Annotated in this window: 20 protein-coding genes; 9 read left to right on the top strand and 11 right to left on the bottom strand. The window is 46.5% G+C overall.

Annotation, left to right across the window (positions count from 1 at the left end):
- Nucleotides 1-3: 3 nt before the first annotated feature.
- From BM202_RS23475 to BM202_RS23460, 4 genes are all read left to right on the top strand, one after another.
- Nucleotides 4-327 (top strand): DUF3467 domain-containing protein, encoded by a 324-nt coding sequence (locus tag BM202_RS23475; RefSeq protein ID WP_093830723.1) that lies wholly within the window; start codon nt 4-6, stop codon nt 325-327.
- Nucleotides 328-502: 175 nt separating this feature from the next.
- The gene (rpsL, locus tag BM202_RS23470) at nt 503-931 is read left to right on the top strand and encodes a 30S ribosomal protein S12 (protein WP_093830721.1); all 429 of its coding nucleotides are present in this window, start codon (nt 503-505) and stop codon (nt 929-931) included.
- Between the two features lie 130 nt (nt 932-1,061).
- Complete coding sequence (gene rpsG, locus BM202_RS23465; protein ID WP_012928933.1) at nt 1,062-1,529, top strand: 30S ribosomal protein S7; 468 nt, start codon at nt 1,062-1,064, stop codon at nt 1,527-1,529.
- Nucleotides 1,530-1,614: 85 nt separating this feature from the next.
- On the top strand, nt 1,615-2,484 hold the full coding sequence (locus BM202_RS23460) for an aldose 1-epimerase family protein (RefSeq protein ID WP_093830925.1): 870 nt from the start codon (nt 1,615-1,617) through the stop codon (nt 2,482-2,484).
- Nucleotides 2,485-2,555: 71 nt separating this feature from the next.
- Here the strand turns inward: BM202_RS23460 and BM202_RS23455 are convergent, their stop codons facing one another.
- From BM202_RS23455 to BM202_RS23435, 5 genes are all read right to left on the bottom strand, one after another.
- Nucleotides 2,556-4,142, bottom strand: a complete 1,587-nt coding sequence (locus tag BM202_RS23455; RefSeq protein WP_093830719.1) for a hypothetical protein — start codon at nt 4,140-4,142, stop codon at nt 2,556-2,558.
- A gap of 305 nt (nt 4,143-4,447) precedes the next feature.
- Nucleotides 4,448-5,128 (bottom strand): OmpH/Skp family outer membrane protein, encoded by a 681-nt coding sequence (locus tag BM202_RS23450; RefSeq protein WP_093830717.1) that lies wholly within the window; start codon nt 5,126-5,128, stop codon nt 4,448-4,450.
- Between the two features lie 19 nt (nt 5,129-5,147).
- Nucleotides 5,148-5,717 carry an OmpH/Skp family outer membrane protein gene (locus tag BM202_RS23445; RefSeq protein ID WP_093830715.1) on the bottom strand — a complete coding sequence of 190 codons (570 nt, stop codon included), beginning with the start codon at nt 5,715-5,717 and terminating at the stop codon, nt 5,148-5,150.
- A gap of 117 nt (nt 5,718-5,834) precedes the next feature.
- Nucleotides 5,835-8,432 (bottom strand): outer membrane protein assembly factor BamA, encoded by a 2,598-nt coding sequence (gene bamA / locus BM202_RS23440; RefSeq protein ID WP_093830713.1) that lies wholly within the window; start codon nt 8,430-8,432, stop codon nt 5,835-5,837.
- Between the two features lie 102 nt (nt 8,433-8,534).
- On the bottom strand, nt 8,535-9,272 hold the full coding sequence (locus BM202_RS23435) for an isoprenyl transferase (protein ID WP_093830711.1): 738 nt from the start codon (nt 9,270-9,272) through the stop codon (nt 8,535-8,537).
- 263 nt (nt 9,273-9,535) lie between these two features.
- Between BM202_RS23435 and BM202_RS23430 the strand changes: the two genes are divergently transcribed.
- The 4 genes from BM202_RS23430 (at nt 9,536) to BM202_RS23415 (ending at nt 15,910) form a co-directional block, all read left to right on the top strand.
- Nucleotides 9,536-10,486, top strand: coding sequence for a fasciclin domain-containing protein (locus BM202_RS23430; protein ID WP_093830709.1), 951 nt, complete (start codon nt 9,536-9,538; stop codon nt 10,484-10,486).
- A 92-nt stretch (nt 10,487-10,578) separates the two neighbouring features.
- Nucleotides 10,579-11,508 carry an FKBP-type peptidyl-prolyl cis-trans isomerase gene (locus tag BM202_RS23425; RefSeq protein WP_093830707.1) on the top strand — a complete coding sequence of 310 codons (930 nt, stop codon included), beginning with the start codon at nt 10,579-10,581 and terminating at the stop codon, nt 11,506-11,508.
- Between the two features lie 219 nt (nt 11,509-11,727).
- Nucleotides 11,728-12,618 (top strand): FKBP-type peptidyl-prolyl cis-trans isomerase, encoded by an 891-nt coding sequence (locus BM202_RS23420; protein WP_093830705.1) that lies wholly within the window; start codon nt 11,728-11,730, stop codon nt 12,616-12,618.
- A gap of 241 nt (nt 12,619-12,859) precedes the next feature.
- Nucleotides 12,860-15,910: a TonB-dependent receptor gene (locus BM202_RS23415; protein WP_093830703.1), complete on the top strand. Its 3,051-nt coding sequence runs from the start codon at nt 12,860-12,862 to the stop codon at nt 15,908-15,910.
- Between the two features lie 78 nt (nt 15,911-15,988).
- On the opposite strand, the gene BM202_RS23410 is transcribed toward BM202_RS23415, so the two are convergent.
- From BM202_RS23410 to BM202_RS23390, 5 genes are all read right to left on the bottom strand, one after another.
- Entirely contained in the window at nt 15,989-16,780 is a 792-nt protein-coding gene (locus tag BM202_RS23410) for a 3-hydroxyacyl-CoA dehydrogenase (RefSeq protein WP_093830701.1), read from the bottom strand.
- A 143-nt stretch (nt 16,781-16,923) separates the two neighbouring features.
- The gene (locus BM202_RS23405; protein ID WP_093830699.1) at nt 16,924-18,519 is read right to left on the bottom strand and encodes an FAD-dependent oxidoreductase; all 1,596 of its coding nucleotides are present in this window, start codon (nt 18,517-18,519) and stop codon (nt 16,924-16,926) included.
- A gap of 31 nt (nt 18,520-18,550) precedes the next feature.
- Nucleotides 18,551-19,240 (bottom strand): YjjG family noncanonical pyrimidine nucleotidase, encoded by a 690-nt coding sequence (locus BM202_RS23400; protein ID WP_093830697.1) that lies wholly within the window; start codon nt 19,238-19,240, stop codon nt 18,551-18,553.
- A gap of 85 nt (nt 19,241-19,325) precedes the next feature.
- On the bottom strand, nt 19,326-19,631 hold the full coding sequence (locus tag BM202_RS23395; protein ID WP_093830695.1) for a (2Fe-2S) ferredoxin domain-containing protein: 306 nt from the start codon (nt 19,629-19,631) through the stop codon (nt 19,326-19,328).
- Between the two features lie 51 nt (nt 19,632-19,682).
- Nucleotides 19,683-20,384: a hypothetical protein gene (locus BM202_RS23390; RefSeq protein WP_093830693.1), complete on the bottom strand. Its 702-nt coding sequence runs from the start codon at nt 20,382-20,384 to the stop codon at nt 19,683-19,685.
- Nucleotides 20,385-20,451: 67 nt separating this feature from the next.
- On the opposite strand from BM202_RS23390, the gene BM202_RS23385 reads away from it, so the two are divergent.
- Complete coding sequence (locus BM202_RS23385) at nt 20,452-20,895, top strand: response regulator (protein WP_093830691.1); 444 nt, start codon at nt 20,452-20,454, stop codon at nt 20,893-20,895.
- On the opposite strand, the gene BM202_RS38765 is transcribed toward BM202_RS23385, so the two are convergent.
- Nucleotides 20,892-22,205 (bottom strand): sensor histidine kinase, encoded by a 1,314-nt coding sequence (locus tag BM202_RS38765; protein ID WP_093830689.1) that lies wholly within the window; start codon nt 22,203-22,205, stop codon nt 20,892-20,894. The two genes, BM202_RS23385 and BM202_RS38765, sit on opposite strands and share 4 nt — an antisense overlap.
- Nucleotide 22,206 lies beyond the last annotated feature (1 nt).

Below are 22,206 nucleotides of genomic sequence, written 5' to 3'. Positions count from 1 at the left end.
GCCATGAACCCTCAACAACAACCCCCCGAAGGCGCGATTGACGTCGAGCTGAGTGAAGAAATTGCCGAAGGCATTTATGCCAATCTGGCGATGATTGCTCACTCAAACAGTGAATTTATTCTGGATTTCATTCGACTGATGCCGGGTGTTCCAAAGGCCAAAGTAAAAGCTCGTATCATTCTTACACCCGAGCATGCCAAGCGTCTACTGGAAGCCCTGCGCGAGAATATTAGCCGGTATGAAGAAGCGTATGGCGGCATCAACGAGCCGAATGACACCTTCCGGTTTCCACCTGGAGGATTCGGCGGGCCAGTTGGTCAGGCCTAGTTTAACCAGATACACGAGAAAAGGCACGAAATCAATCAGTTAATTACTTAACTAACCTTGATTTCGTGCCTTTTCTCGTGTATCTATCAGGCGCTTGATTTGGCATTCAAACAGTTTTCCGTATCTTTGCACCTCAAAATTCGGGAAGACTCTTTTTTTGTAAACAAATTTAATAATGCCTACTATACAACAATTAGTGCGCAAGGGCCGCGAAAAGCTGATCGACAAGTCGAAGTCGCCAGCTTTAGACTCTTGCCCGCAGCGTCGGGGCGTGTGTACACGGGTGTACACAACGACGCCGAAGAAGCCGAACTCGGCTCTTCGTAAAGTCGCCCGTGTCCGGTTAAGCAATAATAAAGAAGTTAACGCTTACATTCCGGGCGAAGGTCATAACCTGCAGGAACACTCCATCGTACTGATTCGCGGTGGCCGGGTAAAAGATTTACCGGGTGTTCGTTATCACATCGTTCGTGGTGCTCTGGATACGGCTGGCGTAAGCGGTCGTCTGCAAAGCCGTTCGAAATACGGTGCGAAACGTCCGAAACCAGGTCAGGCTCCAGCGAAAGGTGGCAAAGGTGCACCTCCAGCAAAAAAGAAAAAGTAAGTAAATCCGTATGATATAAGATGTATGATGTATTCTCAAAACATATATCGTACACCCAACATCTTATATCACAACTGACTGGACGCTGGAAAGACTACGTTCAGAGTAAGATCAAAAATCTGAAGAAATCATGAGAAAGGCGAAACCGCCCAAGCGTTACGTATTACCTGATCCTAAATATAAGGAGGTTCTCGTAACCAAATTTGTTAACAACCTGATGTACGAAGGCAAAAAAAGCCTGGCGTACTCCATCTTCTATGACGCACTTGACGTAGTGGCAAAACGCACGAGCGAAAGTGGTCTGGATACCTGGAAAAAGGCATTGAACAACGTAATGCCATCAGTTGAAGTAAAAAGCCGTCGCGTCGGTGGAGCTACCTTTCAGGTACCAACCGAAGTACGGGCAGACAGAAAAGTCGCGGTAGGCATGAAATGGCTTATTAAGTATGCTCGTTCGCGTGGTGAAAAAACCATGGTAGACCGTTTAGCCGCTGAAATCGTTGCAGCCGCAAAAGGCGAAGGCGCAGCCGTTAAAAAGAAGGATGATACGCACCGTATGGCCGAAGCCAACAAGGCGTTCTCTCACTTCCGGTTCTAAACCAATTAAACTGGCTAGAATCCCGATGGCCATTGAATTCGCAAAAGCCGTCCAATATTGGACGGCTTTTGTTATTTTTGGCGCGATGACAACTCTAGAAAACGACTATCTCCGCGTCTCCATCCGGCCCAAAGGAGCCGAACTGACCAGCCTTCTTCATAAATCGAGTGGTATTGAACATCTTTGGCAGGCCGATCCGGGTGTTTGGGGATGGCACGCGCCAAATCTATTTCCGGTGGTGGGCGGTTGCCTAAACAATCAGCTATTGATTGACGGCAAAACGTATCCCATAGAGCGTCATGGTTTCGCCCGGCAGTCGCTTTTTGAAACAACGGAATCTACGACGACTCACGCCATTTTCACCCTCCGATCAAGCGACGCGACACGGGTACATTTTCCTTACGAATTTGAATTCCAGATTATGTATGAACTCGATGGCCCACGCCTAAGCATTACGTATCGGGTAGTCAATCAGGATGAGCAAACGATTTTCTTCTCCATAGGGGCGCATCCCGCCTTTACCGTTCCATTTTTCGTAAATGAAGCCTACGACGATTACTTTATTGAATTCGAGAAGGAAGAGCCATTAGAAACCCATATGCTTTCGGCAGGTGGGTACTTTACGGGCGAAACAAAAGCAGTGTCTACAGAAGACAATCGACTTCAGTTAACAACGCATTTGTTCGATCAGGATGCACTAGTGTTCAAAAATCTGACTTCCCGGCGTGTGACGCTACGTAGCGATAGACACAATCATTCCGTTACGGTCGATTACCCTCAATTTCCTTATTTGGGTTTGTGGGCTAAACCAGGGGCGCCCTTTGTGTGTATTGAGCCGTGGTTAGGTTGTGCAGATAGTGAAGGTCAGCCTGAACCGATTCAGCAAAAAGAGGCTATTCAGAACGTAGCGGAGGGGGATATTTTTGAGGCTATGTTCTCAATTACAGTAGCTTAAAAATATGTTTACGGTATTCGGGTTACGGTGCTGACGGAATAAGCAAACTTTCGCGTCAACACCGTAAACTATTATTGCGTTTCTTCCAGCGCGGTGAAGTCTTTAAACGTCTTCTTCAACGCCTTGTCGTTGGCTTCCTTCTTGCTTTGCCAGTTCGCATCCAACTCTAAAGCAACCAACCCACTCAAGCTCATTGACGTACGAAAGTCATCAAGTTTCTTTACAAATTCGCCATTGCGTCGAGTCGATTTCAACGCAAACTCACGGGCAAATACGTCGCCTTTATTTTGTAGTTCACTACGTTTTCCGAGCACATAATTATAGCGATCAAGCAAATCCTTCATAGACTTACCAATAACTTCTGTGGCTTCCAGCGTTCCCATTGTTAAGACAGCAGTGCCACCAATAGCCGAAATTAGACGACCATTATTCTGAGCGGTTTGACTAGTGCTCGATCCTGTCACTGCGGGTGTAACACCGGTTACGGCTCCCAACGACGCATTGGTTACAGAGCGGTTTCGCTTGCCTCCTTTAGCTTTTTTATAATCGTGCTTAAGTTGCTCCTCTTTATCGCTTAACTGTTCGATTAGTCCCCAGGCCTGCACCAGTACTTGCCGATACTGGTTATAATAATAACGGTCTTTTTCAGCTTCATTGACCGTATTTAAGATGGTGAATGTAATCCGGCGTTCTTCGCGATTCTGCGCTTTGTCCAGCACATAGAATGTAAGCTGAACGTTTAACGTAGTATCGGGATCTTTCACAAATTCATAGCCCGGCTGCCAGATGAATTCATACTGATTATCTGTGTTTTTCACCAGGGCGGTTTTAGGAATTTGCTGGTTATCGGCCAGGAAGCCAAATGTAGCTACATCATCTTCACCATTAGGATCTGACAGGTAGAATTTAAGGTTTACCGTTGCATTTTCCTTTAGCCTATAATGTGTTTCCTTTGGAACGATCTGAATATCAGGGGCCAGATCCATTGATGTCACCTCTATTTTTAGCCGGCCCTTCGTACGCGTTTTGGCAGGCTGATCCTCTACCCAGAACTCCATGTACTGGGGTGCTTGCTTCAACTTATTAAATTGATTAAGTGACAACGTCCAGGTTAGTTCGCCCTGAGATGAGAGCTTGCTGCCTTCCGGCATTTGATCAGCAATTGGAATAAATACGATTGGATCACCATCATCATCGTGCACTACCTGCGGATCGATTTTATACGTATTCTGTGTTCGGTAGCTTACATAAAATGGCTGTAATTCGCCTACTACAGGCGGGCGGTTTACGTGCTGCACTTTAAAATCAATGGTCTGCGTAGCTGTTTGTCCACGCTGATTGCGCACTTCAAAACTCACTGGGTACGTTTTGGTTGTTTGAATACGATCGGCCAGACCGTAGCTGGGCACCCATTTAAAATGTCCCAGCGAATCAAAAAACATCGTATCCTGCTTATCACGTACAATCGAAAATTTCAATGTGTCGGTGGGCAAGCCCGTGGCTTTCAGATCAAATTGTATGACACTACCCTCTTGCACAACATTCCAGTTGGTTTGCGTAGGGAATACAAGTTGTAGTGGTTTAGAATCCTGCGCATAGGTGCTGGTAACCGTAACGATTGATAGCACCCATGCCATTATACCGGCAGTTCGGTTCATGGGCAATGGGGAGAGGTGGTCTGTCTTGAAAAACGTAAAAATAAGACGAAGATTTCGTCCCTATAAGTTTATATGCCTGTTTTGAAGTTTTCCCAGCTTTTTTCTCTGTTTGACTAGCAATAATTATATTTTTCAAAGAAAAAATAATAGCATAAAATAAGCAGTTTAGCTAGTCAATATGTTAAAATCACATTCTCACTGGAGCCTTGTAAATCGTTACTACGTAGGAATGGCTATAAAAAAGTCGCTCTCCAGCTAGTAGAGAGCGACTATCATTTATGCGTAACGATATACCAGGGAAAACCTTAGTTTTTCTTGGTTGGTGATGTTGCACTACCACCTGTCGTAGCGGCTGGCTTGGTGGCAGCTGGCGTACTACCGCCGGTCGTAGCTGGTTTGTTAGCAGCGGCCGCTTTCGCTGGATCGATACCCAGTTTTTTCAATACCAGTTCCGTAATGTTATTTTCTTCCGGCGCTACCAGCAAAATAGGAATTGTGTTAGCACCAGCATCTAAATTGAATACGTATTGATAGCTGTTTTCTTTCGCGACAGCATCAATCGCCTTTTGAATTTTCTGAACAACGGGATTTACCAACTGTTGGTATTTAGTCTGTAACGATTGTTCAGCTGTCCGGCCGAATTCCTGAATCCGTGCCTGAAGACCCTGCAGTTCCGTTTCGCGATCTTTTTTGATCACATCCGACATCTGGGCCGCGCCTTTTTCATAAGCACCATATTTTTCTTCCAGTTCTTTCTGCATCCGCTTCAGTTCGTTTTCCGATTGCGTCCGCTGAATGGTTAACTGGTTTTGAATATCTTTTGCTTCAGGTGTTTGCGACAGAACGTAGTCAATGTTCGTATAGCCTAACTTTAGCGGACCAGCAGAGGCAGTAGCAGCTGGCGTTATCGTTGGAGCTTGTGCCTGTGCGTTTAAACCGCCCATCAGAAGAGCTGCTGCAAACGCCATCACGAGGTTTTTCTTCATTTCGAATTGATTGTTTGTATTACTTAGGATTTGTGGTTGTTTTGTTTGTTGGATTACTGGTCGTAGCTGTTGGTTTAATATCTAGTCCCAGTTCTTCCATTACGTAATCTGAATAATCGTGTCGGGGATTTGTGTAGAGCATAACGAAATCAGATGCTTTGTCAAAAATGAAGTCAAGCTTCTTCTGAAGTGCTACTTTCTCAACCGCCCGATTCACCATATCCATCGGGACTTTCATCAGTTCTTTCTTTTTCTCAAAAAGCAGTCCCTGATACCCAAACACTTTGTTGTTGTACTCCCGGGCTTCGCGCTCTTTATCGCTGAGCACACGCTGCCGGTCACGTTTCATATCTTCTGTCAACAGAATTTCTTCTGCCTGATACGCCTTTTGAAGTTTGTCGATTTCAACGTATTTATCCTGAATGTCTTTCGACCATTTATCCGCGAACTTATCAATTTCGCTTAAGGCTTTCTGATATTCGGGCATTTTGCCTAGAACAAACTCTGTATCAACGTACCCGAATTTCTGCGCTTTAGCGGGTATTGTCCAAACAGCACACAAAAGTACGAAAAATAGGGCTTTTTTCATTGGTGGCCAGTCATTTTTTGCAGGAAGTAATTGATTGTCAAATGTGATAAGGACTTGATCAATTCAAATCCTTATCGTACCTGACTAATATATTAAAACGTCCGGCATTCCTAAATCTTATCTAAACTGCTGCCCAATAGTGAAGTGGAACTGGCCCGATGCCTTGTCTTTCACACCCGGTATCTTGTCGAAGCCGTAGCCATAGTCAATACCAATCAAACCAAAAGCGGGCATAAATATCCGGGCTCCGAAACCTGCTGAACGCTTTAGATCAAAGGGGTTATACTGCTTATAACTACCCCAGTTATTACCGGCCTCCAGAAACGTCAGCACGAAAATAGTGGCCGACGGATTCAGTGAAACGGGATAACGAAGTTCAGCTACGAATTTGTTATACACAACTCCACCCTGGCTTCGAGACTGTTGATCGACAGCGCGGTCATAATCAGCGGTGTAAACACTCCGATCATCATAACCACGCAGACCAATAATGTCTTGCGCCAGTGCAAACTGCCCTTGTCCAGCCAGACCCGAACCACCCAATACAAAGCGTTCAAATGGTCCAATCGTGGTACGTGAGTTGTAGCTTCCCAGGAAACCCATGTGAGCGCGGGTGTTCAGGACCAGTTTCCCAAACACCGTCTGGAACCAGCTGGCATCGAACATCCATTTGTGATACTCGACAAACTTGTACTTATCCTTTGGAGCCTCGGTTGCGGTCGTGGTACGCCAGGCCGAGTAAGGCGGTGTAAACGAACCACTCAACGTAAATGACGATCCATTACGAGGAAACTGCGGATTGTCAATACTGTTACGCGACAGCGTAGTATTGAACGTAAGGTTATTAGAAATTCCGTCTTTGTAGCCGATATAAAACAAATCGAGGTTGTTCAAATCATAGCGCTGATAGGAAATCGAGTTACTGAGGCTAAAATAATCATCCGGAATTTTAAGCTGCCGTCCCAAACCTACTGTGAAAGCTGTATTGGTATACGAGCCCGTTGGCGTCCGGCCCTGCAAACTTTGATAAATACTGGCTGGATTGTTTGCATCGTAGAACGTCTTATAAACTGTGTGGCTGGCACTAACCGATAACGCATTCGGCTTGCGTCCACCAAGCCAGGGTTCCGTAAACGACAGCGAGTATACCTGATATTGCGATCCATTCGCCTGGAAACGTAGCTGTACTCGCTGACCGTCGCCCGCAGGCAGTGGTTTCCATGCTTTCAGGTTTGGTATGTTGCGGGCCGAGAAGTTATTAAACGTCAAGCCCAGCGTTCCTACAAATCCTACGTAGCCACCCCAACCACCCGACAATTCGATCTGATCAGACGGTTTTTCTTCAACTGTGTACTCGATGTCCACCGTGCCATCGGCCTGCGGAACGGGGTTGATCCCGATTTTTTCAGGGTCAAAATAACCAAGCGTAGCCAGTTCTCGCTGGGTACGTATTAAAGCCGTTTTAGAAAATTTCTGACCAGGCAGCGTCCGAACCGTACGCATCACTACGTGGTCACTGGTTTTTGTATTACCGTTTAGAATAACCCGGTTAATGGTGGCTTGCTTTCCTTCAAAAATACGTATTTCCAGGTCGATGGAATCTCCTTCAATGGACTTTTCAATGGGTTGCGCATTATAGTACAGATACCCAAGGTCCATGTATTGCGAACTTAAGTCCTGACCCGGATTACCGTTCATGCGTTTTTCCAAATCCTCCGGGTTATATACGTCGCCTTTAGTTACACCCAGTACCGAACGAAGCTGAGCTGCGGTATACAGGTAATTACCGGAGAAATCAATGTTGCGGTAATAGTATTTATGGCCTTCGCTCAATTTTATATTAAGCGTAATGGCCCGTGCCCCGTCATTAATAATCGTATCATGCTCGATGGCGATGTCTCGAAAGCCAAGCTTGTTGTAGTATTCAAGTAGCTTCTGTTTATCTTCTTCGTACTTTTTAGGAACGAATTTCGAGGGCGAAAATACCCGACCGAAGCGCATCTCCTTCGTACTTTTCATCTTCATCCGCACAGCCGACTCGTCAACTTCATTCAGGCCCTCGAAATTGATCTTTGCAATCTTAACTTTCTGGCCTTTGTCGACTAACACCCGCATGGTTGCGTTGTTGCGGGTACTATCAGGGATGGTCGTTATTTTAACTTTCGTGTTTAGGTACCCTTTGTCTACGAAGAACTTACGAACAGCCATCTGGGTATTTTTCGTAATCGTGTTGGTCACGATTTTACCCAGATTGAGTTTTACTTTTTCTTTCAAATTGTCCTGCTCGCCTTTTTTGACGCCCCCAAAGCTAACCCGATACAGGCGGGGCCGCTCCTGCGCCCGAAACGTAAGCGATATTTTACCTTCGCCTGCATGGGTAGCAAACAGTTCAACGTTGTCTAATAAACCCGATTCCATTAGTTTACGTACCGACGAGCCAACAGCCTCTCCCGGAATACGTATCTTATCGCCAATTTTAAGGCCAGCTAGCGAAACCAGCGAGTTAGGATCAAGGTAGCGGGTTCCTGTTACGGTTAGCCCGGCAATTTCATATTCTTTAGGACTTGCATAATTAAGTAGCTCGTCGGTGCTGAGCGGAGCTTCTGTAGCTCGGCCGGCGCCAACGCCCACGCGTACCTGCGCCCGAATATGAGCAGGTAACAGGCCAACGAGCAGGCAAACGGCTCCCAATATGACTTTTATACGGTGTTCCAAGTTTGTGGTATTTAAATAATCATCAGGATTCCGTTCAGGGTCAAATAGTTGTAATCTATACAACGTATTTATCCAATACTGAACCTAAATCCCGGCTTCATCTTATTTTACTAATTGTTCGCTGATTTTGCCAAATCGGCGTTCGCGCTGCTGGTAATTCAAAATAGCTTCGTAAAGATGATTTTTGCGAAAATCAGGCCAAAGCACATCGGGCATATACAGTTCGCAATAAGCCAGTTGCCAGAGCATAAAATTACTGATACGCATTTCGCCACTGGTACGAATCATTAACTCGGGATCGGGAATACCACCCGTCGTAAGGTGTTGTCCAAACATGGTTTCGTCAATCTGATCTGGCGTCAGTATCCCATCGCGCACTTTGGCTGCCAGTTGACGAGCGGCTTCCAGAATTTCCCAGCGGCCACTGTAGCTGAGCGCCAGCAAGAGCGTCAAACCCGTGTTGGCCTCGGTTGCGCGGATAGCTTCGGCCAGTTCATTCCGACAATCGGTGGGCAGGCTTTCAATATTACCAATGGTTCCCAGCCGGACATTGTTATCCATCAATGTTTTAATCTCCCCCCGAATCGTATGCACCAGCAACGTCATCAACGTATCAACTTCATATTTTGGACGATTCCAGTTTTCGGTTGAAAAAGCGTAGAGTGTAAGGTACTTTATACCTAGCTCAGCGCACCCTTCTGTTACCTCACGCACGGCCTTAATGGCATTTTTATGGCCGAGCACCCGCGCAAGTCCCTGCCGCTTCGCCCAGCGTCCGTTTCCGTCCATGATAACGGCTATATGCTGAGGCAGATTGCTTGGGTCAATGTGTTCCTTCATCCCAGTGGGGGAGTTTTAACAGTATTTAAGAATTAATCTTACAAAACTAACACAATCACCCGGCAAACCCTTAACTAACAATAAAAACAGCGCACAGCTTTTGGATTTATCCCGTAAACAGGTAGCCAGGCAGGGGTTTTAGGCTAGTATAACTGGGTCATACGAACGCACTAACTATCTGTCGTATCTTTGTCGGGAGAAAACATAAACGGGTTCGCTACGTTCTGAGGGTACAAACCTGATATTTCATCTTTTACGTTACTATGACTAATTCGTTTTCATTGCTTCTGAGTCGGGTTTCAGTGATTATGTTGCTGACACTCATTTCGCTTGGTTGTAAAAAGAATGATGATACCGTTGCCATGCCTCAAACCATTACCGATCGGGTTCAGGAGGATAGCCAATTCACTATACTTAAGGCCGCCGTCGTTTATGGGGGTGTAAGTGACGCACTGAAAGCCGGGAATCTGACGCTGTTTGCGCCAACCGATTCCGCCTTTCAGGCATCAGGCATCAGCATTCCAGCTATTTTAAATATGTCGAGAGATCAGGTACGTAATCTGGTTCTCTACCACGTATTGTATGGCGCCGTTCAGTCGACGCAGATTCCGACGGGTCAAAAATCCGTAGAAATGGCCAGCAAAGGCATCGCATTCGTTACAAATACCAGCAACGGACCGATTTATGTCAATAATGCGAAACTAACGAGAACGAACATAGCTGTAGCGAATGGCTACATTCATACGATTAATCGTGTGTTGACCCCTTCGACCGGTAATTTGCTGATGACCATTCAGAGCAATGCTAACCTGACTTTTTTGGCAGCTGCCATCAAACGTATTACCACGAGCAATCCTACCTTAGTAGCCTCACTAAGCAACACAACCAATAACGTAACCATTTTCGCCCCAAACGATGCTGCGTTTAAAGCCGATAGTCGCTACAATACGATCTCGGCAATTGAATCAGCGGATGCGCAAACGCTCTCCAATACGTTGCTGTATCACGCTACGTCGGGTTTGTTATTTTCCAACCAGTTACAAACGGGTACGCTTACCTCTCTGTATAATAGCAATAGATTTACCCTGACTGTAACATCAAGTCAGACGACGGTTAAAGGCAATAAAAACCAAACGTCCGCTACCATAAAGCAGACTGACCTGCCAATGTCCAATGGTGTAATTCATATTATTGACCAGGTATTACAACCCTGATGCCTGTAAACGTGAATGGCCATCACAACGCTTTGCCACAAGGGTGAGTCCGTAAGCGTAGTGTTTATATCTTTTTAGTACGCTAATTTTTCATGAGTAACCTTCATTTATTCATTCTAGGCCTACTGCTGATTGGCGGGATGACTTCCTGTAGCAAGGAAAATGTTGATCCCGATGCAGACCCCGCGGTACTGCAGTCCAACAGAGAAGACATTACGAACTATGCCACCACCAAGGGGCTGTCAGGGTCGCTAACGACAACGGGATTATATTATGTCGTGACGAAAGCCACTTCATCGACGGCAACACCTGTGGCACCGGCCATAGGCCAGGAACTTGAATTTACGTATACCTTATATACATTGACCCGCAGTGTCAGCAATTCAGCCATTGTGACCGACACGAAGGTTGATTCGACCAACAGCGTGAACTCTGTTTTCATCCCTTATTTTTCCGGTATACTTAAGGCTGGATTGGAGGAGGGATTATTGAAGATGAATGAGGGTGACCAGGCGACTTTGTTGGTACCTTCTAACCTGGCTTTCGGCAATGTAGTCAGTCCAAGCCCACCTGTTCCAGCCAATTCAGCCGTTCGGTATGATGTTACGTTGAAGCGAGTCCGAACAGAAGATCAGCAGATTAATGAATACGTAGCAGCGAACAAATTAACGGTCACAGAGACAACATCGAGTGGTTTGCGGTTTATCAAAACAGTCACTAGTTCCGCTGTAGATTACCCACAGGCAAACCAGACACTCACCATACGAGCGACAGGTAAGCTATTACGAGCTTCCATTCCGTTCGATAGTACAGGGAGTACAATTACCACGGCTCTGGCAAAATCGCTCATGGCCGGATTCAACGAAGGATTGGCGAAACTTAAAGTAGGTGAAAAAGCAACGCTGATTTTCCCGTCCTCAATAGGCTATAAAGACAAGGGCCTTGGTGGCCAGGCCGAAAATTTTGTTGTTCCTCCTTATACACCCATTCGGTATGACATCGAGTTAATTTCGGCGCAGTAAAAGCAAACGCCAGATAAGTAAGCAATCACTTACTAATCAACATAATAATAGAAGAGCGTTGGTCGTAATTAAACAGATTAACTAGATTGCTTAAACCTGTTTTTTGTTCATTAGACACCGTTGAATGAGGCTGTGTCAGAAAAATAATCCGCTTAACATTCCATCGCTTTGCCACATGTGTGGGTCAATAAGCGTAGTACAATTTGTTTTCCTATTTTCATGCATAAACTTCAATCATTCATTTTTGGCGCATTGTTGCTTAGCACAATGGCGGCCTGTCACACAGATGACGTCGGCCTCACCGACCAGGAAATTTTTCAATCGGACGAAGCAGATATTCTTAATTATGCCACCACCAAAGGACTATCAGGGACGTTGACCTCAACAGGCGTATATTATGTATCGACTAAACCCGGCTCTTCCTCAGTAAGTCCTGCGAATGGCCTGGAAGTCGAATATAATTCTACATTTTATGCGTTGTCGCGCAGTAGCAGCACAACGGCCGTGACAGAGCGATTTGTTGATTCGACCTATGCCACCAAATCCAGTTACTCCTATATTGTAGCCACTAATCCGGGTATAACAGAAGGGTTACTACGTATGCATGAGGGCGAGCAAGCCACCATTTTATTGCCTTCTATTTATGCTTTCGGTAGAACGGGGACTACAAATGGGGCTGTTCCGCCCAATACGCCTGTTCGAGTTGACGTTACCTTGAAGCGAGTCCGAACGGAAGATCAACAAATTAATGAGTATCTGACGGCAAATAAACTAACACCTTCAGAGGTAAGCACGACCGGCCTTCGAATCGTCAAAACAGTTACGAACTCCACAGGAGCCACACCAGCCAGCGGTCAAACGCTTGTAATACGTTATAAAGGTAAATTATTGCGTTCTGCATCTGCCTTTGACAGTACAGGTACGGGGACATATTCTGGCGCTTTAGGAAACTTTGTCCCTGGCTTTAGTGAAGGCTTGGCGAAACTCAAAGTAGGTGAGCAAGCGATTATTGTGTTTCCCTCTAGACTTGGCTATGGTTCGGATGGCCGTTCGGTTATTCCTCCTTATGCCCCATTACGATTCGATATAGAACTGGTTTCGGTGCAGTAAGTTTCGCGAATAAATACAAAAAGGCCTGTGTTCATCACACAGGCCTTTTTGTTTATCCGAAAAGATGAAGAACCGACAAGGCCAGTAGGCCTGTAAGTGACCATTAAGGTGAAGATACGTCAAACTAGCGGAATCTGGCACCTATATTCGGTGAAAGTAGACTTAAACCAAATAATATAGCAGCTATTCTTACAGTTACTGAATTTTAACTTAACTTGCGCGCTTATTAACTTTATTTTTTATGGACAACCAGTACATATTGAACCGTTTTCTGCTGAGTGGAGCTCTATGGTTGCTCACCCTGACTGCGGTATTTTCCCAGGGCGTTCGGGGCCGGATAACAGATGCCGTCACCAAGGCTGGTATTCCAGGAGCAACAATCGCCGTCACGAATGCCAAAGCGGGTACGACCGCCGATTCAAATGGTGATTATACGCTAAACCTAGCTCCAGGCAGCTACACCCTTCGCGTTACGTTTGTTGGTTATACTAATCAAACAGTTAATGTAACTATTAGCGGCAATGAAAATACAACAGTAGATGTTGCCCTTACAGAATCGACGGCTTCATTATCAGAAGTAGTTGTAACAGGAACAAGAAGTGCAGGTCGCGTAAAAACAGAAAGTCCTGTTCCTGTTGATATTATCAGTGTTCAGCAGCTAACAACCCAGGCTCCGCAGAACAACCTGAATCAAATTATGAACATGGTGGCGCCTTCCTTCACCTCTAACACGACAACAGTGGCGGATGGTACTGACCACATTGACCCTGCGCAATTACGTGGTTTAGGCCCTGACCAGGTACTGGTGCTGTTAAATGGTAAAAGAAGACACACATCGTCCCTGGTAAACGTGAATGGCACGCCAGGCCGTGGTTCTGTAGGTACTGATTTAAATGCAATTCCTGCCTATGCTATAGATCGCATCGAAGTTTTGCGTGATGGTGCCTCAGCCCAGTATGGTTCTGATGCTATTGCCGGTATTATCAACGTAAAAATGAAAGAAGCCACCGGTAAATTAGCACTATCAGTTTATGGTGGTGGTAACTTCTCGCAAGGTTCCAATAACTTCAAAGGTGGCATGGACGGCGGCAACGTCCAGGTTGATGCCAACTACGGCGTTCGTATTGGTAAAGCAGGGTTCATAAACCTCACCGGCTCGGCGCAAATGAGGAATTCAACAAGTCGTGCAATGCCAAATACGGCAAGTTTGATAAACCGCTACAATGCTATCGAATACAGAACGTTACAAGCGGGTGGCAATGTAAATACGTTGCCTACGGATCTTGCAGCGATCAAAAGAGGAGCTTTGGGTGTCTCGTATTTTGATCCAGCTACGCAGGCAAGCATTGCCGGAGCAACCACCCTTACTGGTTTACAGTCAATTCTGGCTACCGACGTAACAGATAATGAACTGGCCGCCCGTGGCTTGCAACGAAGCGATTTCAGTATGCGTGTAGGTCAGTCGAATTTACAAAGCATTCAGTTTTTCGCAAATTCAGCTATTCCAATCAACGAAAATCACGAATTCTACGCCTTTGGTGGCTACGGCCGCCGGACAGGTGATGCGGCTGGTTTCTTCAGAACGCCTAATCAGGCACGTGCTTATACCGGCATTTTCATCAATGGTTTCTTGCCCGAAATTCATTCCGAAATTATTGATGGATCGTTCGCAGCCGGTTTCCGGGGAAAACTCGGTTCATTTAATTATGACCTGAGCAATACGTTCGGCTCAAACTCCTTCAATTATGGTGTGGAGAATACGGTAAACGCTACGTTGTTAGATAAGTCGCCGACTGTGTTTAAAGCAGGTGGATTGAACTTCAAACAAAACACAATCAACCTTGATTTGAGCCGCAAATTCGATGTGCTGGCAGGTTTGAATTTCGCCTTCGGGGCAGAGGGTCGTTTTGAAAGTTACCGGATTAAAGCTGGAGACGAAAACTCGTGGGCCAGGTACGATGTAAACGGAAGAGTAATTACTACGGCAACGCAGGTAGCTCCTTCTGATTTCTTCGGTAATGCTCGTCCGGGTGGTTCACAGGTATTCCCTGGGTTCAGGCCTGAGAATGAGGCTGCGACAAAAGATGCCAACCGCCAGAGCATGGCGGTCTATGCCGATGGTGAGTTAGACGTAACAGACAAATGGTTGTTAGAAGGCGCTATCCGTTTCGAGAATTACTCGGATTTCGGAAGTACGACCAATTTCAAACTGGCAACCCGTTATAAACTGACCAACAACATTAATATTCGCGGAGCAGCTTCAACCGGATTCCGCGCACCTTCGCTGGCTCAGATTTACTTTAACTCAACCTCTACTCAGTTTGTAGGCGGGGTTCCTTTTGAAGTGGGTACGTTCAGTAATACGTCCAGACCCGCAGAGTTGCTGGGTATTCCGAAATTGAAACAGGAGGAATCCAGGAGTGTTAGTGCTGGCTTTACGGCTAAAATACCGAGTGCCAATCTGACAATTACCGCTGATGGTTATTTTGTACGCATTAATGACCGAGTGGTGCTAACCGATCAATTCGCAAGGCCAAGCGGTACAGTAACTGGTTCGGCTCTTGTGCTACAACAGTTGTTCGATCAGGCAAATGCTACAGCTGCTACGTTCTTTACGAATGCAATTGACACCCAATCAAAAGGTATTGACCTTGTGATTTCACACCGAGCTACACTCGGTCAGGGCGTTTCGTTGAAAAGTGATTTAGCCGGTACGGTTTCGCAAACCAAGCAGATTGGTGATATCAAAGCGTCTAAAATTCTGGTCGATAATGGTCAGATCAATAACTATTACTCCGAAGCAAACAGAATTTATTTAGAGCAGGCAGTGCCAAGGGTTAAATTTAACCTGAGCCATACCCTGAGTATGAACAAATTTGATTTCTTCCTGAGAAACGTGTACTTCGGTAAAGTGACCGACCCAAACACCGTTGATGTGAATGGAGATGGTATAATCGGAGCAATTGTTGTGAATGGGAGAGCTGTCGAAAACGAGCATCCAACCTGGGGCGGACGCGTAATCACTGATCTTTCTGTTGGTTATCAAATCACGCCTATTCTGAAGCTGGTAGTCGGGGCTAATAATATCTTTGATATTTACCCGGACAAAAACTATGGTCCTGTAACAGCTAAACGACCAACGGGCGTGGAAGCTAATGGAACTATTATTTACGGGTCAGCCGCTTCAACGGTAGATTTATCAAACTCAAATCAGTTCGTATATTCAAGGAATACATCTCAGTTCGGTCAGAATGGTCGATTCCTGTTTGGTCGGCTGAACTTTACATTTTAATTAACCTTGTTGATAGAACTACAAAAAGAGTCGCTCGATCGAGCGACTCTTTTTTGGCCTGTATGACAATGTAAGTGGCTATCTGGGGGCCATCCGAATAGCACCGTCCAGACGTATGACTTCACCGTTCAGCATCGGATTTTCGATGATGCTCTTAACCAGCAGTGCATATTCAGTGGGTCGACCCAACCGCGACGGAAAAGGTACCTGTTGTCCCAGAGACAGACGGGCGTCTTCGGGTAAACTGGCCAGCAGGGGCGTCTCGAACAGGCCGGGGGCAATGGTCATGACCCGAATGCCCGAGCGAGCCAGGTCACGCGCAATGGGCAGCGTCATCCCAACAATACCACCTTTCGAGGCCGAATAAGCGGCTTGCCCTATTTGCCCATCGTAGGCTGCCACGGAGGCTGTGTTGATAATTACTCCGCGTTCACCTTTAAATACCTCATCACTAGTGGGCTCGTTGTGTTCCATGGCCAAAGCGGCCAGTCGTATTACGTTGAACGTACCGATCAGGTTAATGGAAATGACTTTCTGAAAAGCCGCCAGCGAGTGCGCTCCATACGCACCATCTACTTTACCAACCGTTTTTCGGGCTTCGGCAACGCCCGCACAATTGACGTTAATGTGTAACCCACCGAAGGTTTCGATGGCCAGATTAATTGCCGCCTGTACATCCGTTTCATCGGTTACGTTAGTTCTATGAAACCGGACATTCGCCCCTAACTCCTCAGCCAGTGCGTTGCCACGTTCGTCGTTTAAATCCAGAATCACTACGTTGGCCCCGTTCGACACCAGCAAACGGGTCGTTGCCTCACCTAAGCCGGATGCTCCTCCGGTTACAATGGCCGTTGAATTGGTAAGTTGCATATGAATTTTGTCATGCTGGAACGCCAGCCCGGTGCCGAAGGAAGCATCTTCGGGAAAGCAATGAATATTTTTAGGGACTGTAACTCTCAGCTAACGAAAATGCTTCCTTCGTCACCGGGCTGGCGTTTCAGCATAACAAAAAATCACTTCATCAATTGAGCACTCTGCGCCTGAATCAATCGCTGTAGTTTTGGTACGTCTATAGCCTGTACCGCTTTGTTATCGTCAATGGCCAGACAGGCTGCCTGCGCGGCTGACTGACCCAGCACCATAAAAACCGGTTCCATTCGAATTGATCCATAAGCGATGTGGCTCGCCGACAGGCAAACGGGTACCAACAGGTTTTGTATACTACCCTTCTTTGGAATAATAGCCCGATAACTAACCGGATAAGGTGGAAAGCCCCCAACCTGTACGTCACCTTCATTTCTCACCACTCCGTCTACGACCATCCGCTGGCAGTTGTGCGAATCCATGGTGTAAGCCGCCATCCCGACGGCATCAGGCACCGTAACTTTGCCCTCGCAATTCGCTTGTGTCATTACGTACTCACCCACTAATCGGCGCCCTTCCCGAATGTAAAGCTGGGGCGAAAAGTTGGCGTTATCGGTATATTCGTCTTTCGGATAGCCCCATTGCAGCATTTCGTCGCGCAGATGTTTGGGCATTCGTGGATCGTGGCCGATAAAATAAAACAGCCCTTTTGTGTACTGAGCATGCTCCTGGATAATTTGATCCCGCCGGACGTAGTCAGCGTTAGGATACTCATAATTTGCCCCAATCATATCGGTCGAAAAACCTCCGCAGTTATTGATGTCTGTTTTGTGATTGGGCATCATTACAAAATGCATCAGATTCCACGTCAACTCTTTAGGCATCTTTTTGGCAATCTGACGTAGCAATAATTCGTATTTCGTTGAGTCGTAGCCATCAGGACGAGTTATTAGAACCCGGTTGGCGGGGTCGTCGGTCAGGCACAGGCGGAAATTATACGCTTGCACCGTCTGGTCAGCCGTGCCATTCGATGCCAGTGTCTGGGTACCAATGCCCCACAGCAGCCCACTCTCGGGTTTTCCAGGAATCTTGTACGGATCAACGCCATCCGGAAACTGGTGTTTATCGCGAAATTGAACTCCATTAAGTGGTTCATTGTATTGACTGGCAGCTTCCCGGCCTACAGTGTACGCTACGCCCGCTTTAGCCATCAGGTCGCCTTCATAAGAACAGTCGATGAATTGTTTGGCCTCGATGAGCTTGGTTGACGGCGTTCCTGATTGCTTACCCTTTTCGTACCATTGTGTCGGCACCGGCTCAAGCTTGATCGCCTTTATTTTATTGTCAGCAATGTCGGCAGAAGTAATCCGATACGTGTACAATGGCTCAATGCCTGCTTCTTTAAGATACTGTTTGAAAATAGCCTCGGCAACATGGGGCTCAAACGTCCATTGCTCAGCCTTACCATAATGCCGGCCAATACGTCGGTAAAAATCTCGCGACAGCCCCGTAATGGCTTGTTTATTACCGATATCAGTCGCGCCCAGCCCACCCGACGACATACCACCCAGATGCCGCCCCGGCTCAATTAACACAACCGTTTTACCCGATTTTTTCGCCGAATAAGCCGCAATGACACCTGCCGATGTACCGCCATATACGCACACATCCACCCTTATTGACTGACTGTACAGGAAAAAAGGCATTACCCAGCAAATGGAAGAGAGGCAGACAAAGCGCTTCATAAAGAGACTGAAATTGCTTATTTCGGCTAGATTACAAAATTGTCATTAATTCCGTCCAGTGGCGAATATCGTAGGTGGGTTTATCATCCACGACTACGCCCTCCGGGTTATAAAAGACGGTGTCTAAACGTACGCTTTTGGCCCCGAGAATGTCAGCCTCGTAATTATCACCGATCATTAAACTCTCATTTGCATTCGTGCCACTGATTTCCATCGCATACTGGAAGACCAATGGATCTGGCTTCTTAGCATTTGCATTTTCGCTCGTAATAACATGCGTAAAGTAATGAGCAATTTCGGAACTCTCCATCTTAGTTGCCTGAATTTCAGCAAAACCATTGGTGATAATGTGCATGGTGTAGCGTCCTTTCAGGTAATCGAGTACGTCTCTGGCGGAGTCCAGCAAATGCGATTTTCGGGGCAGCAGCCGTAGATATTCGGCATTCAGATCAACGTGAACGGCCGACTCATCCACCCCCAACGCCCGGAAAACCATCGGAAACCGATGTTTCCGAATGTAGCCGTGCTCGATGAGATTCTTGTCATAGTCGGCCCAGAGCTGGCGATTTATGGCGATGAAATGACGACTGAATTCTGCGGCCGATAGAATACCCAGGTCGGCCAGTTGGAACGTATCGAAAAGCTCGGCGATACACTCCGCCGAATTCCGGTCGAAGTCCCAAAGTGTGTGATCGAGGTCGAAAAAGAGGTGTTTGTACATGATGAGAAGTCGTTGGTCGTCAGTCAATAGTTACTGTACACTGTTTATACCAACCACTATTGACTGACGACTGATAACTAACGACTTAATAGTTCAGTTTAAGCCGCTCAACCGGTTGGTCATTCACCAGATGGCTATCAACAATTTCGGCCACGTCGGCGAGTTGCACATTGCCGTAATACGTTCCTTCCGGATAAACGACCAAGGCTGGCCCAAACGCACAGGCATCCAGGCAACCCGTTTTTTGAGCCCGCATTTCTTTGAGCAGGCCACGTTCGGCGAGAGCCGCTTTAAACGCATCGACCAATTCGTTGCCGTGGGCTTCGCCACAGGATTTTTTAGGCGCAGCTTTCTGATTTGTACAGATGAAAATGTGTTTCTTGTATTTCATAGATTCCAATTGAATTCGTACTCAAAGGTACACAACGAACCCAATGCATGGTTATAGCCTTGGGACCCGAACAACTTCATGTAGCGATCCCCAGGCCTGCTCCAGCTCCCGGTTGATCCGTTGCCAGTCGGCTTCGGTAGCGCCACCCGGGTGACGACGTACCTCATCGCATAAGCGCATGGCATCGGCCCGCAACCGACCGTAGGTAGCAAATGATGCGGCAGGTTGATCATACAAAGCAGCACTTGTCTGGCCGAGCGCATTGGCCAGATCGTTATACGAGTATCGTTCACGCTGGCGGTGAACAATCCACCATTCGAGCTCCAGATTAGCCACTTTCGATACGTTAAATGAATCGGTACTAAGCTTCTGAATGGCTTCATAATAGGTTATTAAATCGGGTAGTGTCTTTTGATACTCAAGCTGGGACGTTCCTTTTTTGAAAACAAAAGCGGCTTTGGTTGCCTGAAATCCCAACGTGAACGATCGCCAGAAGGGTGCATGAAATTGTTGACGTAAACCGCTGGCTAACTGCCAGAATAAAAGCACGGGTTTCCTATCATAATATGACCGCCACATGGCTGTTTCAAGCTGGGCGACCTCCGTCGGATCGAACTCCCGGATGCTATGTGGTTGTGACACAAACAGATCAACAGAAATCCAGATAAATAGAAACAGTAAGGTTCCCCGACCTATCCACCATCCCGGCTTACGATCAGGTAAGCGAGTGGGTTTTGGCATAATTTTTTCCATAGAATTAAGTAAATTTGTCGGACTGACTGGCTCTCCCAAAAACCACTACGTTCATTCATAGAAGTCTATGCCGAACTCTTCGTTTCCCATTTTAGTAGTTGATGACGATCCACAAATTGCTGATATTTTGAGTCGGGCCGCCCAGACGAGCTTTCCCGAAGCTTCGTTTATTCAGGTTCAAAGTTTTGAAGCTGCCAAAACATACATCAACGATTTAGAAGGGAGAGGACCAAAAATCGTTTTGCTGGATATTGATCTACAAGATAAGGTTGATGGATTAGATTTTCTGGCCTTACTACGGGCTCACCCCAAAGGACGTTTATTACCCGTCGTAATGCTGTCGGCCAGCAAAACCCTTAAGCTGGTTGAGCAAGCATACGCATTTGGAGCGTCGTCTTTTACAGTTAAACCCTTCAGCTATCCTGAATGGAAAACTTACCTGATTAACTTACGAAACTATTGGTTTGAAACCGTTACGTTGCTCGACGTCAGATACCGAAACGACAGTTAATTAGTCTCTGCGGGTAAATACACCTGGAACGTAGTACCTTCGCCTGGATGGCTATGAGCGGTGATCGCTCCGCCATGATTGAGTACTACTTTCTGGCAGATGGCTAGACCAACACCCGTTCCGGCAAATTCATTTCTGCCGTGTAATCGCTGAAAGACCTGAAAAATCCGGTCTACATATTTTTCATCGAAGCCAATGCCATTGTCTGCTACGTCGATTCGGTAGTAAGCGGCAGCCAGTTGGGCGGGCTTTATCGAAGATGGCAGGTCCGCAGCCGCTACTAGTTCCGAATGTATACGAATGCCTGGGGGAATATCCGGCCTACGAAACTTAAGCGCATTGCTAATCAAATTCTGAAAGAGTTGACCGAGTTGCGATGGGTCACCCAGCACAGTAGGCAGCTCATCTATCTCAACGACGGCACCTGATTCTTCGATAACCATCTCCAGATCGCCCAGAACAGGGGTTATAACTTGAGTCAGAGGAACGAGAACAGCATTTTCCTGCTGGGTAGATATGCGGGAAAAGGACAATAGATCTTTAATCAGAATCGACATGCGACTGGCCGCCGACTGCATTCGGTCTATATAATCGACACCGCCATCCAGCTGAGCACCATATTGAGCCCTCAACAAGTCACCAAAGGCTTGAATTTTACGTAACGGTTCCTGCAAGTCATGGCTGGCGACATAGGCAAACTGCTGTAGATTACTATTTGACCGATTCAATGCCAAATTACTGACTTCCAGCGCAGCATTGGTTTGGGCGAGCTGTTCGTTATTTGCTTTCAGTAATCGTTGTGTTTGTTTCTGCACCGTCAGATCAGTCAGAATCATACTCATACAGATCCCTCCGTCCAGTTCCAGCGCCGTCATCGAAAGCTGGCACGGTACTGATTTACCAGTCTTCCCATTAATCGTAAGTTCAATTTTACGGTCTTCTTTCCAGCCTCCTTCAAACAGAGCGTCAAAAGCGGCTTTATCAGCACGATCAACAAACTGGTCGAACGATAAACTAATAACTTTCGATAAGGGCAACTCAACCATGGAGGCAAAGGTTGAGTTGCAGTATAAAATAAGCCCTTCCTGATTCAGCGTTACCGCTCCCTCATTCATTGATTCAATAAAAACCCGGTAAGTATGATCGGCCGTTTTCAGCGTATAAAGCTCGTGTCCGTCTGCACCCTGAACAACCAATGCATCAATCTGGCCAGTACGTATCGCCTGCATTGTTTCGGTTACTTCGTCGAGTTGCCAGCGCAAACTTTCATTCTCGGCTACCAGTTGCTCATATGTTTTAGCCCCGTTCATT

Origin of the sequence: Spirosoma endophyticum (assembly GCF_900112365.1) — a bacterium.
GTDB classification, from domain to species: Bacteria; Bacteroidota; Bacteroidia; order Cytophagales; family Spirosomataceae; genus Spirosoma; species Spirosoma endophyticum.
The sequence above is the reverse complement of the archived record's forward strand: the minus strand, read 5'-3'. Positions and strand labels throughout refer to the sequence as shown.

What these genes read in the sequence shown, in the direction of transcription:
- BM202_RS23475 (WP_093830723.1), top strand. Translation starts at nt 4, where the DNA reads ATGAACCCTCAACAACAACCCCCCGAAGGCGCGATTGACGTCGAGCTG.
- rpsL (WP_093830721.1), top strand. Translation starts at nt 503, where the DNA reads ATGCCTACTATACAACAATTAGTGCGCAAGGGCCGCGAAAAGCTGATC.
- rpsG (WP_012928933.1), top strand. Translation starts at nt 1,062, where the DNA reads ATGAGAAAGGCGAAACCGCCCAAGCGTTACGTATTACCTGATCCTAAA.
- BM202_RS23460 (WP_093830925.1), top strand. Translation starts at nt 1,615, where the DNA reads ATGACAACTCTAGAAAACGACTATCTCCGCGTCTCCATCCGGCCCAAA.
- BM202_RS23455 (WP_093830719.1), bottom strand. Translation starts at nt 4,142, where the DNA reads ATGAACCGAACTGCCGGTATAATGGCATGGGTGCTATCAATCGTTACG.
- BM202_RS23450 (WP_093830717.1), bottom strand. Translation starts at nt 5,128, where the DNA reads ATGAAGAAAAACCTCGTGATGGCGTTTGCAGCAGCTCTTCTGATGGGC.
- BM202_RS23445 (WP_093830715.1), bottom strand. Translation starts at nt 5,717, where the DNA reads ATGAAAAAAGCCCTATTTTTCGTACTTTTGTGTGCTGTTTGGACAATA.
- BM202_RS23435 (WP_093830711.1), bottom strand. Translation starts at nt 9,272, where the DNA reads ATGAAGGAACACATTGACCCAAGCAATCTGCCTCAGCATATAGCCGTT.
- BM202_RS23430 (WP_093830709.1), top strand. Translation starts at nt 9,536, where the DNA reads ATGACTAATTCGTTTTCATTGCTTCTGAGTCGGGTTTCAGTGATTATG.
- BM202_RS23425 (WP_093830707.1), top strand. Translation starts at nt 10,579, where the DNA reads ATGAGTAACCTTCATTTATTCATTCTAGGCCTACTGCTGATTGGCGGG.
- BM202_RS23420 (WP_093830705.1), top strand. Translation starts at nt 11,728, where the DNA reads ATGCATAAACTTCAATCATTCATTTTTGGCGCATTGTTGCTTAGCACA.
- BM202_RS23415 (WP_093830703.1), top strand. Translation starts at nt 12,860, where the DNA reads ATGGACAACCAGTACATATTGAACCGTTTTCTGCTGAGTGGAGCTCTA.
- BM202_RS23410 (WP_093830701.1), bottom strand. Translation starts at nt 16,780, where the DNA reads ATGCAACTTACCAATTCAACGGCCATTGTAACCGGAGGAGCATCCGGC.
- BM202_RS23405 (WP_093830699.1), bottom strand. Translation starts at nt 18,519, where the DNA reads ATGAAGCGCTTTGTCTGCCTCTCTTCCATTTGCTGGGTAATGCCTTTT.
- BM202_RS23400 (WP_093830697.1), bottom strand. Translation starts at nt 19,240, where the DNA reads ATGTACAAACACCTCTTTTTCGACCTCGATCACACACTTTGGGACTTC.
- BM202_RS23395 (WP_093830695.1), bottom strand. Translation starts at nt 19,631, where the DNA reads ATGAAATACAAGAAACACATTTTCATCTGTACAAATCAGAAAGCTGCG.
- BM202_RS23390 (WP_093830693.1), bottom strand. Translation starts at nt 20,384, where the DNA reads ATGGAAAAAATTATGCCAAAACCCACTCGCTTACCTGATCGTAAGCCG.
- BM202_RS23385 (WP_093830691.1), top strand. Translation starts at nt 20,452, where the DNA reads ATGCCGAACTCTTCGTTTCCCATTTTAGTAGTTGATGACGATCCACAA.
- BM202_RS38765 (WP_093830689.1), bottom strand. Translation starts at nt 22,205, where the DNA reads ATGAACGGGGCTAAAACATATGAGCAACTGGTAGCCGAGAATGAAAGT.